The organism is Sphingobacterium micropteri (genome assembly GCF_014692515.1).
Taxonomy (GTDB): Bacteria; Bacteroidota; Bacteroidia; order Sphingobacteriales; family Sphingobacteriaceae; genus Sphingobacterium; species Sphingobacterium micropteri.
Genome location: NZ_JACOIK010000012.1, coordinates 95,570 through 112,339 on the forward strand (window position 1 = coordinate 95,570; position 16,770 = coordinate 112,339).

Annotated in this window: 13 protein-coding genes; 3 read left to right on the forward strand and 10 right to left on the reverse strand. The window is 40.4% G+C overall.

The window, feature by feature from the left end; all coding sequences use genetic code 11:
* Positions 1-27 precede the first annotated feature (27 nt).
* The 6 genes from H8B06_RS16665 to yihA form a co-directional block, all read right to left on the reverse strand.
* The gene (locus tag H8B06_RS16665; protein WP_190995343.1) at positions 28-1,608 is read right to left on the reverse strand and encodes a RagB/SusD family nutrient uptake outer membrane protein; all 1,581 of its coding nucleotides are present in this window, start codon (positions 1,606-1,608) and stop codon (positions 28-30) included.
* A gap of 16 nt (positions 1,609-1,624) precedes the next feature.
* Positions 1,625-4,606, reverse strand: a complete 2,982-nt coding sequence (locus H8B06_RS16670) for a SusC/RagA family TonB-linked outer membrane protein (RefSeq protein ID WP_223857726.1) — start codon at positions 4,604-4,606, stop codon at positions 1,625-1,627.
* Positions 4,607-4,621: 15 nt separating this feature from the next.
* Positions 4,622-7,201 carry an alpha-amylase family glycosyl hydrolase gene (locus H8B06_RS16675; protein WP_190995344.1) on the reverse strand — a complete coding sequence of 860 codons (2,580 nt, stop codon included), beginning with the start codon at positions 7,199-7,201 and terminating at the stop codon, positions 4,622-4,624.
* Between the two features lie 206 nt (positions 7,202-7,407).
* Entirely contained in the window at positions 7,408-8,421 is a 1,014-nt protein-coding gene (locus H8B06_RS16680; RefSeq protein WP_130140133.1) for a LacI family DNA-binding transcriptional regulator, read from the reverse strand.
* A gap of 83 nt (positions 8,422-8,504) precedes the next feature.
* Positions 8,505-9,353: a 4-hydroxybenzoate octaprenyltransferase gene (locus H8B06_RS16685; RefSeq protein WP_190995345.1), complete on the reverse strand. Its 849-nt coding sequence runs from the start codon at positions 9,351-9,353 to the stop codon at positions 8,505-8,507.
* Positions 9,354-9,355: 2 nt separating this feature from the next.
* The gene (gene yihA / locus H8B06_RS16690; protein WP_190995346.1) at positions 9,356-9,976 is read right to left on the reverse strand and encodes a ribosome biogenesis GTP-binding protein YihA/YsxC; all 621 of its coding nucleotides are present in this window, start codon (positions 9,974-9,976) and stop codon (positions 9,356-9,358) included.
* A gap of 125 nt (positions 9,977-10,101) precedes the next feature.
* On the opposite strand from yihA, the gene H8B06_RS16695 reads away from it, so the two are divergent.
* Positions 10,102-10,518: a cupin domain-containing protein gene (locus tag H8B06_RS16695; RefSeq protein WP_190995347.1), complete on the forward strand. Its 417-nt coding sequence runs from the start codon at positions 10,102-10,104 to the stop codon at positions 10,516-10,518.
* Here the strand turns inward: H8B06_RS16695 and H8B06_RS16700 are convergent.
* Both H8B06_RS16700 and H8B06_RS16705 read right to left on the reverse strand, forming a co-directional pair.
* A complete protein-coding gene (locus tag H8B06_RS16700) occupies positions 10,505-11,299 on the reverse strand; it encodes a Rossmann-fold NAD(P)-binding domain-containing protein (protein ID WP_190995348.1) in 795 nt (264 codons plus the stop codon). The two genes, H8B06_RS16695 and H8B06_RS16700, sit on opposite strands and share 14 nt — an antisense overlap.
* Before the next feature lie 34 nt (positions 11,300-11,333).
* Positions 11,334-11,981, reverse strand: a complete 648-nt coding sequence (locus H8B06_RS16705; protein ID WP_190995349.1) for a hypothetical protein — start codon at positions 11,979-11,981, stop codon at positions 11,334-11,336.
* 143 nt (positions 11,982-12,124) lie between these two features.
* On the opposite strand from H8B06_RS16705, the gene H8B06_RS16710 reads away from it, so the two are divergent.
* Positions 12,125-14,134, forward strand: coding sequence for a M13 family metallopeptidase (locus H8B06_RS16710; protein ID WP_190995350.1), 2,010 nt, complete (start codon positions 12,125-12,127; stop codon positions 14,132-14,134).
* A 42-nt stretch (positions 14,135-14,176) separates the two neighbouring features.
* On the opposite strand, the gene H8B06_RS16715 is transcribed toward H8B06_RS16710, so the two are convergent.
* Positions 14,177-15,274: a sensor histidine kinase gene (locus H8B06_RS16715; protein WP_190995351.1), complete on the reverse strand. Its 1,098-nt coding sequence runs from the start codon at positions 15,272-15,274 to the stop codon at positions 14,177-14,179.
* Positions 15,275-15,755: 481 nt separating this feature from the next.
* Here H8B06_RS16715 and H8B06_RS16720 point away from each other — a divergent pair, with 481 nt between their 5' ends.
* Positions 15,756-16,268, forward strand: a complete 513-nt coding sequence (locus tag H8B06_RS16720; protein ID WP_190995352.1) for an RNA polymerase sigma factor — start codon at positions 15,756-15,758, stop codon at positions 16,266-16,268.
* Between the two features lie 44 nt (positions 16,269-16,312).
* On the opposite strand, the gene H8B06_RS16725 is transcribed toward H8B06_RS16720, so the two are convergent.
* On the reverse strand, positions 16,313-16,759 hold the full coding sequence (locus H8B06_RS16725; RefSeq protein WP_190995353.1) for a DoxX family protein: 447 nt from the start codon (positions 16,757-16,759) through the stop codon (positions 16,313-16,315).
* Positions 16,760-16,770: the final 11 nt, after the last annotated feature.

A 16,770-nucleotide genomic window follows, 5' to 3' on the forward strand; every position in this document is an offset into this window, starting at 1 on the left:
TATTTCCTGATTTGAATATGTACTGTATTAATACCCGGTATTTTGTTCTAGATTCGGATTTGCGATTAGATCAGCCGCAGGAATGGGGAAAAGTGTGCGGAAGGATTCTACTGCTCTTCCGGTTGCTTGTCCACCTTTAAACGGCCATAGGTAACTTCCCCCCGTATACCTTCCATAACGGATCAAATCTGTCCGGCGGAAGGCTTCCCAGTACAGTTCTTTACTCCGCTCTTCCAATACAATATCTAAAGAAATAGTATTCAGGTTTCCGGAAGAGTTACCATAGGCACGTGCTCTAAGGAGGTTAAGGTAGGCCAAGGCCTGTGTATTGTTGCCGCCGGATCCTCCACGCAGAACCGCTTCAGCGTAGATAAGGTATTGTTCTGCCAAACGGAATAATGGGAAATCGGTTGAAACAAAAGTACCGTTGATAGATTTTCCATTTTGATTTGTAGATGTTTTATTGCTAAATTTAGTGACGGCCAATCCCTCCGTAAATACGGCAGGATCTTCAATATTCGGGTTGCTTCCAAAAAACATTGCTCGTTTATCTGTATTTCCGCTTGGATCTTCAAACACCCCTGGCAAGGTACTCCGACTACGATTACCTCCCCATCCGCCACCCGGGATACCAAAATCTGCTGGCGTCATCGAGCCGTGCACGGATGAGTTGATAATGAAGGTCGTCCCCCCATTATTTTGGGTTTGTATACCATCGTATGCAATCGGAAGGATCAATTCCGGATTATTCTGATCGTTGTCAGCCAAGAAAAGATGTTGGTACTGTTGCATTAGACTATAACCAGCATCAATGACTTTAGAAGCGTAAGTTACAGCTTCCGTATACTTACCGTTACCTTGTCCAAGGTACACTTCGGCATTGAGATACAGACGGGCTAGTAATGCCCAAGCTGCTGCCTGGTCTACGCGCGCATATTCATTTTGTCGTGGTGCCGCCAATAGCTCATCAATAGCAAGAAGTTCCGTCTCTACATAGGTAAAAAGTTCCGTCCGAGTGATCTGACTAGGCGGTGTAACACCTATTTCGTTTTCTTCTGTTATAAATGGAGGATTGCCATATAGATCCATCAATACCCAATACTGGTAGGCACGCAAGAATCTCGCTTCTGCACGATACTGGGCGATCATCGTTGCATCATTGCCTGTAATACCTCTTGCAGTTAACCTTTCATCCGTACTTTCACGTAAAAATTCGTTGATAACGGTTATATGGTAAATGCTCCGTGTATATAACCCTCTAAGCATGACATTACTGGAGTTCCACGTCTGATAATTGAGATCAGCTACACCCGGATCTCCTAACCAAGCACAGATGCCTTCGTCGGTTGTGAGTTCTTGCGCATTCCAGTAAAGACGTAGGAAGTCTGATGTTCCCGCATCGATTCCGCCCAGATCACTGTCTCCCGGTCCCGTTCCGCTGGTGAGGGCAAAACTGCCGTACACTTTTGCTAAGGCATTTTTGTAACCCTCGGGCGAGCTATAGGCGACATCTGCCGTGATATCGTTTGTCGGCGCCAAATCCAGATTCTGACTACAACTTGTCAGCATCAAGACGGCATTTATTGCTAAAAATATAGTACGTTTCATTTTCTTCAGTTAACGGTTAAAAATCTAAGTTTACACCTAATACATAGGTTCTCGGTCTCGGATAAAAACGGTTGTCAATACCGCCATCTATTTCGGGATCTACCCCTTTGTATTTACTCACTGTAAACACATTTTGCATGTTTGCTGAGATGGTCAGTCTACCACCCCCATTCCGAAAAATACTCCCCGCAGCATAACTTAAAGAGAGGTTATCCATTTTTAGAAATGACGCATTATGAATGTAGTAATCGCTGTTGTATTGTTTTTGCTCAAATTGAGCTCCTAAAAAACTAGTAGGGGCGTTATTAATTGGCCCATTTGGATCGAGTACATTGTAACGGCTAGCAAAATTGGATGACACGTTATCGTAAACATAATTTCCAATATTGGAACGTAAAACGGTATTCAATGTCCACTTCTTATAGTTTAATTGTGCCGTAAAACCCAACAAATAGGTTGGAAGTGGCGATTTATAGAAATAGCGGTCATTATCATTGATAATACCATCACCGTTCAAGTCTTCATAGATCCCTTCAAGCGGACTGCCATCTTCCGCATATACCTGTCTGTATACTCGATAGCTGTAGGGCACGTGGTTCACCACATGAGCTTGTATGTTGTTACCTGTACTCCCTGATATCCCGCCTTGTTCGACAAGATAATTCGGATCGTCCACGGCGGTTAGGTTGGTTACTTTACTATGGTTATACGTAAAGTTAAATCCTAAATCCAGATTAAGATCATCTTTACGTATGGCGGCTCCATTCAGACTAAACTCGACTCCCTTGTTTTCCATATTCCCTACATTCGTCAATAGCAGATTACTGAAGTTTGTACCCACCGGAATCGGTATTGTGCTTAACAAATCTTTGGTTTTCTTGAAATAAACGTCCACACTACCCGAAAGCCGACCATTCAGAATGCCATAATCTATTCCACCGTTGTACGTAGCGGTACTTTCCCATCGAATATTCTTATCGTAGGCTACCGGCGTATACATATTATAAAACGTGTTCCCAAACTGATATAAGGACTCGTTCATACTACGCACATAATTAGGAAGGTACGAATAGTTTGCAATACCATCCTGCTGACCAGTGACACCATAGCTTAAACGTAATTTTAGATCGGAAATGGTATTATTATCTTTCAAGAAGCTCTCTTCTTTAATACGCCAAGTGGCACCAACAGAAGGAAAAACGCCCCAGCGGTTTTCTTCACTAAAACGAGAAGAACCATCTGTACGCACCGTTCCTGAGAAAATATATTTATCGGCATAGGTGTATATTAAACGACCATAATAAGAGATAAGCCGATTATGCGGTATATCAAATGGGAAGGTTGGCGTACTAAGCACCGTACCGTCTGCACTCGTACGATCAAAATTATATTCCTTAGACCTGTTATCGTAATAACCATAACCCGCGGTAGCGTTAATATTACTCTGAATATCAGTCAGATCCTTGGTGTAGTTTAAGTAAAATTCGCCAACCGTATTCGTAATTTCCTTTTTATATCTGGTAATCTCTCCTAAAGTGTTGATATTGGACGCAGCATATGCTGGGATAGACGTACTTCCCTGTCCTCTGGACACGTCATAGCCTAGATTTAGATTGGCATGAAGCTCAGGCAAGAAAGGTAAAGCATAGTCAAACTGGATGTTACCAAAGCTTCTGGCAACCTTTCCGTTGTCATCTTTTAGATCAATAAGTGCTACCGGGTTACGCGGAGCATTCGGATTTGGATCGTCCTGTTGTGTATTATTGTTATATTGTGTCCATTCGTAATAATTGCCAAAACGGTTCTCGGTATATACTGGTTTTGTTGGATCAAACTGTATCGCTGCTCCGATAGCATCTTGGTTAGCAAATTGAGAATTTGAAATAGACCCTTTCAAATTAATATCAATTTGTAAACTATTGTCAAAAAGCTTAGGAGCGAAGTTGATACCAGCTGTTGTTCGTTCTAAAAGATCGCGCTTTAAGATCCCCTGTTGACTCAGATAACCTAATGATACCCGATAAGGAAGATTGGGTTGGATAGCTCCTGCTACGCTGAGATTATTATCCGAAGCAAATGCTTCTCGGTAAATTTCGTCCTGCCAGTCTGTATTCGCATCTCCCAATGACGCACGCTGGGCATCGTTGCCCTCCGTATTAACATATTCACGGATTTGATCGGCAGACAGTAAATCTACTTTGTTAGCGACCTTCGCCAGCGAATTTTGCGAACTAAAGTTGAAAGACGGTTTACCGCTGGTACCCTTTTTCGTTGTAATCAAGATAACCCCATTCGATGCCCGTGAACCGTAAATAGCCGTTGCATTCGCATCCTTTAATACGGTAAATGTTTCAATATCATTTGGATTAATTAGACTCAATGGATTTCCAACACCCGAAATTTCTCCCGTCGATAAAGGAACACCATCGACAACGATCAACGGATCGTTACTAGCATTTAAGGATGCTCCTGCGCGAACCCGGATGGTGGCTCCACCGCCAGGTTGTCCACCACTCGTGGTAATCTGTACACCGGCTACCTTACCCGCTATTAGCTGCTCTGGTGAACTAATCAGGCCTTTTTGAAAATCTTTAGACGATACCGTTGTCAATGAGCCGGTTAAATCTCCTTTTTTCTGTGTACCATAACCGATGACCACGACCTCATCTAGGCTACTGGCAAAAGATGTTAGTGTGAAATCTAGGGTGTTATCCCCTACTGCCAAACTTATGGTTTGCTCCGCTTGATCGTATCCAATCATGTATACGCCCACCTTGTAGGATCCCGGCGAAACATTGCTAAAGGAATACGCTCCATTTGGACCTGTAGACGTAGCACTTTGTTGACCAATGAATTGGACCGTCGCTCCTACTACACTGTTCCCTTCGTTATCCAAAACTCGGCCTTGTAGGCGTGCCGTTTGTGCGAATGTCAGTGTACTAAGTAACATCAGAAAACTCATGGTCATTACCCTGCGTAATGTGAATTTGTTCATCATGTGATTAGTTTGTTATTATTTATTGTTCAGTTTATTTATGCTTAATATGTAATATTGTCCTGCGGTCAATGTGATCGAACTTTTCGAACGCCAATCACGTGACACCCCTGCCAGGTTATCGTGCCAGTTTTTCTGTAAATCTGCTAGAACAGTGAAGTTATGTGTAACCACATCAAAGTTTCCGATAACAAGTACCTCCTGTCCAGCTTCTTTCAATACATAATATTTCACGGCTCCATTTACATGATGGTTCACCGTTCCATTTCTAAAAATAGTATTCTGACGTTTCCAATCGATCAGCTTTGCATAGTGTGCAAAGAGACTATAGCGTTTCGCATCTTTCAAATAATCCCATTTTACGGGCTTTTCTCCTGTCCTGCCGTTTTCATCAATCGAGATATCATACCCTAATTCTCCAAATTGCCAAATCATTTTCGGACCTGGCGCGCAAAACAGAAATGCCGCTGCCTGTTTCATACGTTCCAATGCCGTCGTCAGCTCTTTCGTTGAATAATTGCTATTTGTATTGCCATATTGCAGATTTTTGTACATCAAACGTTCCTCATCATGCGATTCCATATACGACACAAATCGGGGTTGCTCGAAACCATGCGCGTCCGCAAAAAGACGTCCCATATCGGAGTTATTATTATAACCCATAGTGGCTTCATTGAATGCATGATTTAGGTTATTCCACAAGAACATGCCTTCACTTGCCAATTCCCTTTCTTCCCGATCTTCCGCAAAATGCTCTAAAATGACATAGAAGTTTTGGTCCCGTTCACGGATAAAATTATGGTAGTTTTTCCATATCGCGATACGGCTTGCATCATAAGCTGACCATTGCTGTACGGCTCCGTCGCTTTCATCCGTACCTGAATTTCTCTGTGTAAAACCTTTGGAGAGATCAAAACGGAAACCATCTACGTTAAATTCGTCCATCCAAAACGCAATCACATCTTTGGTAAATTGCTGCGTAAACGGGCTTTCATGATTCAAGTCGTATCCTACATTGTACGGGTGTGTAGGTGTAATATTGAACCAAGGATTAGTTGTTAGTGAACCCGATTGTTGATACAAACGTACCATGGGTGATTGTCCGAATGCATGGTTTAATACCATATCCAGTATTACGGCAATCCCCTCTTGATGGCATTCATCGATAAATGCTTTCAACTCATTTGTGGTACCGTAATATTTATCCAACGCAAAATGAAAAGAAGGATTATAACCCCAGCTGGAGTTTGCCTCAAATTCCTGTATAGGCATAAGCTCAACGGCATTCACGCCCAATCGCTTCAGATAAGAAATAGAATCTCGTAATGTTTTGTAATTGCGTTGATCCAGAAAATCCCTTACATGCAATTCATAAATCACCAAATCGAATACGTCGGGACGATTGAACATTGTGGCTTGCCAAGTATACGCTGTATTGTTTAGCGACAATACCGAAACGATGCCTTGTGTTGCACCCTGGGGATAGCTTGGTAAATACGGATTGGACGCCACTTCCCCGTCATGATTCGGATCTAACACCAATCTTGCATAAGGATCAGCAATCTTCAGCTGTCCATCTATTAGGAATTGATATGTATAATTCTTCTGAAAGTCCAAACTCTTTACTGTAATCCACCAAGTATTCCCGTCTGCTGTGCGTTTCATCGCATAATTTTGCGTCGCTTGAAAATCGTTGAAATTACCTAATAGGAATACAGAAGACTTATCCGGCGCGGTAAGCGCGAATGAGATTTCTTGTTTATCGCGATTAATTGTGACTCCATTTTTGTTTATCCCTTCGGGTAGATCAGCAACTTCCGCATCACTTTCCACAAACACAGTAAGCTCCTTAATCGTGCGTTGTCCATTGGCTTCGATACGCGCCTGTATATGCTGCTGCCCCGTACCATTCAGCTGCAATTTGTGTTGAAGCTCATTCCCTTGGCCAGTCGCAATTTCCTGTCCATTTAGAGAAAGTGTAATTGTACCCGACTGGGAAGCTTGTAATCGAATCGGAAGCTCTTCACCCTTTGCGAATGATTGTTTTTCCGATTGCGGAACAAAAGTGGGTTGAACCGCAGGCGCTTTAAAAGTTATATCGGGTTTTTGCTTCGATGAAATAGACCAATACATATCCGATCCATCCGCATTGCGCGCCACTTTGCTTCCATCCGCATTCCGCACTAAAAGGGCAATATGTGTTACATCGTTTGCTTGGGTACGTTTAAAAAAGCTCGCGGGATGGATAGCAATGCTATATTTACCTTCCGCTTCCCGTTTTAATTTATAGCTATCTAGATTCTCATCCCATGCGGTGACAACTTCTCTCCATTCTTTTTCCGATGTGCTGCTTATCAGTAGTAAGCCTGCATGGAGAAATAGATCGCCCGAATGGTTAGCAAGCTCTTTGTTCCCTTTTGCGAGATCAAACGTAAGTGTGGTGGTTTCATCCCAATAAAGAAAATTGTTGGATAATGATACGAGCCCCTGCGCTGTTTCTTCCTCGATAGTGTCTATATCTGGTTTCACATCCTTTTTACAGGCAACGATCCAGCACAGCGTAATTAACAGATATCCTAAACTTTTGTACGTTTTCATTCTCAAAACGGTTAGCAAAAAACTACGGGAATGTTCCCGAAAAAATTCCATTTAATTAATTATGGAAGAACAAAGCGTACTATAAAAACTTTTACTCTTGTGATCCCTCTATAATTGTCAGCATTTCGGGAATGTTCCCGAAACATATCAAAGGTAAAATGTTTCGGGAATAATACAAAGTAAAAAATGATTTTTTTTACGGTAACTCAAATTTTCCGGCTGGAATCTTGAAAAATAAGGCTGGATTGCAGCAAGGTAGTATATTGTTGGTCACGTTCAGTAGGCTTATCTAATGCCTGAAAAAGAAAATTGGCCGCTTCTTTTCCCATGGCAAAAGCGGGTTGCTTTACAACACTGAGTGAAGGATTCAATAAATCTGCGATGTCTAAGCAGGAAAAACATATCAATTTCAGATCTTCAGGAATACGTACTCCCTCTTCCTGGGCTACCCGGATTGTAGATATCGCCAATCTTTCCACCGAAGCAAAAATTCCATCAGGTTTATGCTGCTGAAGGAGCTCTTGAATAGCGACCTTATTTTTTGTTTCGTCGTTTTCGGTGTCTAGTATCAATTTCTCTTGAAATGGTATACCATTATCTTCCAACGCTTTTCTATAACCATCCATTCGAATCTTACCGATAGATACTTTCTGGTCAATTACCAAATAGGCGATATTTTTACATCCGCTATCAATAAGATGTTGCGTAGCAAGCCGGCTGGATTCAAAGTCATTACCCGTAACGAAATGCCCTTGAAAGTCGTCGTAACTCCTATCGAAGAATACCGTAGGTATACCGTGGTCTTCCAGTGTTTGTAAATGGCTATGATCTTTGCCTTCTCCGGAAGCAGAAATTAATACGCCATCTACACGACCGTTAACTAATGAACGCACGATAGAGGCTTCATTCCGTACACTACTATCCGTTACGTATATCAACGTATGGTATTTTTTAGAACGGGCAACCAATTCAATCCCTTTTATTGCCTGGCTAAAGAATTTGTTTCCGAATTCGGGAATGATAATGGCAATCGTCTGGCTACGGTTTCCCCGTAAACTACTCGCATATAAGTTAGGAGAAAAACCTAGTTCTTCTGCTTTCGCTAGAATACGTTCTTTTGTTTTCGGACTAATATCGCTACTATCCCGAAAAGCCCGGGATACGGTAGATTTGGACAGCCCTAATTTTTCTGCTAAATCAACTATCGTTATCTGTGACATATCTTTATTCTTGTTCAAAGATAGTAATAATTCATTGTTCGTTACCAGATGCTTGTGACGCGTATGGCGTATAGTCGCCTACCCTAAAAAATAATATCCAATAAATAACATGCAGCAAATACGACAGAAGCTACACCATTAGTCGTCATAAATGCGCGATTGACTCGGCTTAGATTAGTAGGGCTTACGATACGGTGCTGATATATCAATAAAAGTCCGTAAAAAGCGATACCCAAGTAGTAGAATAACCCTACTGGCATATAAAACGCCGGTAATAATACAAATACAAAAGAGAGAACGTGCAACAGTTCTGAAATGCGTAATGCTTTTTTTGCTCCAAAATATGCGGGGATAGAACGCAAACCATTTGCTTTATCAAATTCTTCGTCTTGGAGAGCGTAAATAATGTCAAATCCACCGGACCAACACATGACCGCTATACCATAAAATATCGGTACGATATCGAAATGGTTGGTTACAACCAAATAGGCTCCTATAGGCGACAACCCCAACCCAATACCCAATACGATATGACATAGGGGGGTGAACCGCTTGGTATAGCTATAAAACAATACCACGAACAACGCTATAGGTGATAGATAGAAACATAGTGTATTGATGAAATAAGTAGCTGCCACAAATAAGAAACAATTAATGATGGTAAACGTCAATGCACTATTGGCTGAAATCTTTCCGGCGGGAATATCACGCATCGCCGTTCGGGGATTTTTAGCGTCAATATCCCTATCTAAAAATCGATTAAATGCCATGGCCGCATTTCGAGCGGCTACCATGCATACCAACATCAGCAGAAGTTTTTTCCAATCAAAGGTATGTTCTGTGGTTTTTATAGCTAAGAAGAATCCGATAATAGCAAAAGGCAATGCGAAAATGCTGTGTGCAAACAGCACGAGAGACATATACTTTTTCATGGTTACTGCTGTTCCACAATAGGCGGAATAAAATTTTTATTAATATCATCTATCGTCGCCAAAATTTCATCTACCCCTTCTTTTTTCTCTGCCGACGTTAGAAAAAGAGGCGGTATCTCTTCAAACCAAGTTAAGAGTGCCTTTCTGAATTTTGCGATATGTTGATCGGATTTTACCTTGGATTGTTTGTCTGCTTTCGTAAAGATCAATAAAAACGGTAGTCCCTGTTCTCCTAGCCATCGACAGAATTCCAAGTCGATCTTTTGCGGCTCGAGTCGACTATCAATGAGCACAAAAATACATTGCAGATTTTCACGTTGCGTTAGATATCTCCGAATAAAACGTTCCCATTCTGCCCGGTTTTTTTTGGATGTTTGTGCAAATCCGTAACCGGGAAGATCGACCAGATACCAGTTCTTATTGATCATAAAATGATTAATAAGTTGCGTTTTACCTGGCTTTTGAGATGTCTTTGCCAAATCTTTTTTATTGACCATCGCATTGATCAACGATGATTTACCTACATTTGAGCGACCTATAAAAGCATATTCTGGTAGCGATGGTTCCGGCAACTTCCGAACATCGGTATTACTAGTGATAAATTCCGCAGTTTTTACAAGCATATAGCAAAGGTAATATTTTTTCCCATTTGTCTAATGTTGGCAAACATTATCCATTCCTGAATCGTTAAATAATATATTGGCAAACCTTATTACGGAAATATTATCGTGTATAAAGACTTTTAGAAATGGAAAAAGAGAATTTGAACGAAAACAATAAATCAAATGATGCGACACCACAACGCCCCGAGGGTGAACGTATTTTAAACGCTCCTCTTGTAGAAATGGATTTGCTAGCATTCATTGATCAAATAAAAAATGAAACAACTTGGGTCGATAGCGAACGGAATTCAATTACTATTTTTAAATCGGAGACTATGACTATTGTCCTAATTGGGTTGCATGAAAATGCGGAACTAAAACCACATAAAGCAAATGGAACAATAAGTGTACAAGTGTTAGCTGGAAAAATTGAATTCAGTACGGAACACCAAAGTGTACAAATAGAAAAAGGACAAATGATAGCGTTACAGGAAAATCTGATGCACGGCGTAAAAGCACTGGCAGAAAGCTTTTTTTTGCTCACATTGGTCATGAAAGAATAAAATACCGCGGATCGGGATATATGAACTGATAATCCAGTTCCTCCATCAACCTCTTTGAGGAAATTAATCTGCCTATTTCCCTTTTATTCTCTTTGTACGGCCGCCCCGTCTGTTCACAAATCACTTCTCGCTTTGTTGGATGTACGGGAGCCACAATGTTATATATTTTAGATCGGGATCTATTTTCAATCATTTTCTCGATTATAGCAATAATATCTTCGAAATGAACGTGATTAACAGGAGCATCCAGATTGGACACGTTATATTTGTGAAGTTGCCTATCGTCTCCCATAAGTCCACCCAATCTTAAGATATTGACCTCCGGGTATGCAGCCCTTAATAGATACTCAGCTACGACGTTTTCAATAGAAATATCGTCCTCTATAAATTCTTTTTGTTCATCTGGATAAACACTTGTAGAATCCATAAAAAATAGTTGGCCATCGAAATTACCTATAAACTTAGACAAATTGTGAATTCGTCTTTTAATGTTATTACGATCCTTATCTTTACGAGAAGAAATAGGGAAAGTTATAATCAAAACATCTAAAGATGAAACGACCTCCCAAGCTAAAATGTCAACCGTGGAATTATCTGTATTGAAATCTATAAGCGTTGGATTTAATCCTTGTGAAGTTAATGCCCCTATTTTGTCCGGTGAGGTTGTTGTCGTATATAGATCGTTCTTTATCTGCCATTTCCTTGCCATTCTGATACCAAGCCATCCGCACCCTACGATACCTATATGTAGGTTATTTAATTTCGAGCATATTTCTTTCATCGATTTTTTTGTTTATTTCATTATTTACTTATTATTAAGGGCTTTCATAGGATGCATATCCATAGCGGATAACTTTCTCCAAGGCTTCCCACCTCGGAAAATGCTTTTCGATTAATTGTCTTCTACGATTTATTTCTAGAAGCCCATAATCTGCTACCGCATTAAACAAACAGTATGTAATAGCTTCTAATGACAGCTTGTAAAGTTCTTTATCAACACAAATACTTCCTTTCTGTCGCTGCACGACATAGGGTTTATTTTTGTTCTTTCGGAAGGTAATATAGGGAATCAATAAATTAAGCGTTTCTTCCCAGTGACCTACTTCACGTAAGACGAATTGCTGTAGCAGCTCTTCTTTGATTCTTATCTTTCCGGTAGCCGACATCTGCCTACCCATAATATAGCAATGGATGATGCCCTCTTTTATATAGGGTGTCTGTTTATTAGACGATACCTTCATTGGCCAATGTTTATCAAACACTTCCAATCGCTCCTCCACCCAGCGTGTGGAGTCTGAAATCCGTGTTTGCAAAAAGTTACGTATAGTCCAGATAGCTTCCGCTTTTTGCATACTTATCGGCACTTGTATGATCTTTTTGTATTCATTCCATCGACATATCTCCACTTCTTCTTTTGCACTGAAAAGAACGTCTATCTCTTGGTCATCCACTACCCATATCATGAGAGCAAGATACGGAAAATCCAGTTCTTCCTACAATCGTTACGTTCCATTTTCTTAAGATTTATTATGTTTGCATAGAAAACTAAATAACAAAATGGGAAACAGCTCAGGCATAATGTTTCCAAATTAAAACACAACGTATAATGAAAAAACTTCTTGGATTAGCCACTGTTGTGGTGATGACAGCCGGATGTGCCGGCACACAAGAACCACATCAAGCGATTGATTTATCGCACATGGATACCACTGTCCGTCCGCAAGATGATTTCTACCATTATGTCAATGGCAACTGGATGAAAACGGCAGAGATTCCAGCTGATAAGGCACGTTGGGGTTCTTTTGATGAACTTCGGGAGAACACTGACGAGGCTGTATTAAAGATATTAAAAGAATCATTAAAGGAAACGTTTGAGCAGGGTACAGACGGACAAAAAATTGCGGATCTGTATCAATCTTATGTCGATATAGAAAACCGTAATCAATTAGGTTTCGATCCGATTAAACCTTATCTCACAAAAATTGATGCCATCGAAACACTGGATGATCTCTACGATTATCTAGTGGAAGTAGGGCCGGAAGGTGGTAATCCATTCTTCGGAGGATACGTATATGCGCACATGAAAAACAGCGATGTTAATGCGGTTTATTTGGGTGGTGGAAGCTTAGGGCTTGGTCGTTCATACTACCAGAAAGTGGACGACAAAAACACGGAAACGTTAGGACAATATGCTACATTTGCCTCTACACTATATAGTAAAATAGACCAACGAACCAAAGACCTTAAAGGACCTAAGATTGTAGCATTTGAGAAGGAAATCGCCTCTTATCTTAAAACCATTGAGGAGTCGCGTGACGCACAAAAGAGGTATAATCCAGTTGCCGTAACAGACCTTGGAAAAATGGTTAAAAATATCGATATAGCGAAATACATCAAAGAAATTGGTTTTACGGCTGATACGGTTATTATTAGCGAAATCAACTACTATAAGCATCTCGATAAAATTATTACACCGGAAAAACTACCACAGATTAAAGAATATCTGAAATTCAATGTTATGAACGACGCGACGAACTACCTGTCTGCCGAGCTTGACGAGTTAGCGTTTGCGTTTTACGGGCGTCAATTAAAAGGGCAAAAAGAACAACGCGATATGGAGAAAAGAGGGCTGGATTTTGTGAATGGTTCGGCAGGCGAGTTATTGGGTAAACTGTATGTAAAAGAAAATTTTCCACCGGAAGCAAAAGCTGCTTGTGAAGAGTTAGTGCAATACCTTATCAAGTCTTTTGAAGTACATATCAATAATTTGGATTGGATGTCGGCCGCAACCAAAGAGAAAGCGCTAGAAAAACTAGCTAAATTTAATGTTAAAATCGGGTATCCGGACAAATGGAAAGACTATTCGAAGCTGGAGGTAGGAACTTCACTCTTTGAGAATGTTCATGCGCTTAATCGTTGGTCTTTTGAAGATAATCTTGCTAAACAAGGTAAACCTGTCGATAAAACCGAGTGGGGTATGACGCCACAAACGGTAAATGCCTATTATAGCCCATTGTTCAATGAGATTGTTTTCCCCGCTGCCATTCTGCAATCACCGTTCTACGATTATCGTGCGGATGCTGCGGTAAACTTCGGTGGTATCGGTGCGGTTATCGGACACGAATTGTCGCATGGATTCGATGATTCCGGTTCGCAATATGATGGTGACGGAAATCTAAATAATTGGTGGACACCCGAAGATAAGGAAAAGTTTGATGCGGCTGCCGATGCATTGGTGGCTCAATTTGAAGCATACGAACCTGTACCAGGTGTTTTTGTCAATGGTCGCTTTACATTGGGTGAAAACATTGGCGATCTCGGTGGTTCTTCGGTCGCGTTCGATGCCTTAAAAATGTACTTGAAAGACAAAGGTGATCCGGGATTAATTGATGGCTTTACACCAGAACAGCGTTTCTTTTTATCGTGGGCGACGATATGGAGAACAAAGACGACAGATGAATTTGTAGTAAACCAAGTAAAAACAGATCCGCACTCTCCAGCGCAATACCGTGCTTTTGCCCCTATTGTCAACTTAGATGCTTTCCACGAAGCATTTGACACAAAAGAAGGTGATAAAATGTATAAACCAAAAGAGGAACGTATCAAAATCTGGTAATTTAATACGAACAACCATCCCGTATTGTATAATACGGGATGGTTAATATTCAGCAAGTTCCGGAAAAGACAATTCGACGGTCGTTCCCTTATCGATCAAACTAGAAAGGGTGATATTGCCTTTAAGACGAATCATGATTTTCTTTACGACACATAACCCAATACCCGTTCCAGGGAAACCTTCCGTATTCGATGCGCGATGAAATTGTTGAAAAATAGATCCTAGCTCTTTTTTCGGAATGCCGATGCCATTGTCTTGTATCGTGTAAATGATATAACCCTGCTTTTTTGAGCTGCTAATCTCCACGATTGGCTTTTTCTGCTTGGAGGAATACTTTACTGCATTCCCAATAATATTAAAAAATATCTGATAGAACACGTCCTTATCCCCATACAACGGTTCCAGTCGACCAATTTTGAATACACAGTTAGTACCGCTATACAGCGTTTGGCTTTCGAGACATATTTTATGAATGATCTCCTCCAAGGAAACACAAGCATTGTTGTATTTTAATAAACGTGTTTGATTCAGTTGAATATTATGTCCAATGATGTTTTCAATACTAACCAGAGCATCTAAAATGATCGTAGTCCATTTATATTGTTCAGTCTCGCTTAGCCCCCCTTTTGTTTGTAAATATTGCGTTCCCATCTTAGCTATAGACAAGGGATTTTTTAAATCGTGTGATAACGTATGCGCCAGGATCTCCAATTCATTATTGAAAGCCATAATAGCACTCTGCTCCCGCACTTTCTCCAAGGCTTGTCGACGAGAAGACACATCTGTTGCAGTATGGATGATAGCGCTTGTTTTACCTTCCTCATCTACAATAGCTTGATAGATAAAATCAAAATATTTCAGTTCGGTCACACCATTGATCGTGACGTTAGCCGGATATGCTATTGCTTCGTATGTCTGACCTGTCGCCCACACCTTTTTCAATATATCGGTAAAACCCTGTTCAGTAAACTCGGGGAAAGCCTCGCCGAAAAGCAGTCCGACAATCTCCTCACCACGTCCCCATATTTCAAACATGGCACTATTAACGAAGGCAATTCGTATATCTGCGGTGTCATAGATCGCAGTTGCACCTCTAGATTTTTCCAGGGTCTGTAAAATAAAATTTTGGAATCGATTCATGTCTATGATAAAGCCGGCGATATTCAATTTCTACCAGATAACAATTATGGGAAAATTTTGTTTTATTTCGGACATCGTACCAAAATAAATACATAGCATTATTTTCTTTTCCAATGCAGTCTGGTGTCTGAATTAAATAAAAAATGCATAATGTATAAATAGTTGACATTGTTTTGCGACAAACACCCGCTTATTGACCTATTAACTAATTTTTTACCGTATATCGCGCGATTTATACGTGTTATGAAGTAAAACACCTATTTTGTTTTTTAAAGAGACGAGACACATTTTAAAGAAAGATGTTTCAGATAAACTTTTCTTTAGGATTTAGCCTATGGAGGAAAATCCGCACCCGGTACGTATTTTTATCGTTTTTCAAGATTGGCATTTACCACACCATGATTTACAGATTTGTTTGCATTGTTTTTGTTTACTCTTTCTCCACACAATCGGACGTAAACTAGATAAAAACATGAAAACTATGGAAAGCAAAAAATTAAATCTAGCACTATTAGAAAACCAAAGTATTTTAAAGAATATTGCATTTAAGTTTACTAAAGATCCTGAGGAGATCAATGAACTTGTTCAGGAGACATTGGTTCGTTCCATTAAATATCTTGACAATTTCTTTAATAACCCAAAATTGGTTTCGTGGTTATACGTCATTATGAAAAACGTATACATTAACCACTATCGACGTAACCAGCGACATACGGAATATGAGAGCTTCCAAAGCGCTGGATACAGAGGAGAAGGCTGTTCGGAACCCTTCACGACGAATACCGTAGAGGGAAAATTTGTGATGAAAGATATACGTGACGCTTTACAAAAGCTACCTCAAGATCATTACGAACTCTTTGTGCAATATATGGAAGGATATAAATACCGTGAACTTTCCGATCATTTCGGCCTACCCGAAGGCACGGTAAAAACCCGTATCCACCATACACGGAAGTTTCTGCAGAAGGAGTTGTCAATATATAAAAAAGGGTAGAATAAGATGAGTAGAGACGTAGCGTACATTGCTACGTCTCTAGCTTATATAGACCGCTTATATCCCGGTTTATCCATTAGATTATCCAGCGAATACTTTCCTGAACCTACAATTAAAAATGCAAATAATAACACTAAAACCACCAAGGAGATCCAAAACTCAGAATTTAGAAAAGTAAAGCCATTTGTGATGTTTACAAAAAACACGGCACCTATAAGTATGGGTATTTGAAAAAGAACCGCCAGCCGTGTCTGGAAACCAAAAATAATGAATAGTCCGCCAACGAGGTGAGCAAATACCACGTAATGAACAGCCGACCAGATAGAGAGCTGAAAACTTGTTTGTCGAATAAGATCAGCGACAGCGTCCCGATCGTTTACAAAACTTATCCCCTTAGCAAAAATAACAACGCCGAGAAAGATTCTTAAGATGTCTAGCCAACGTGGATGATGCGTATCTCCCCACCGACTAATTTTTTGTACCAGATTCATATAACCTCCTT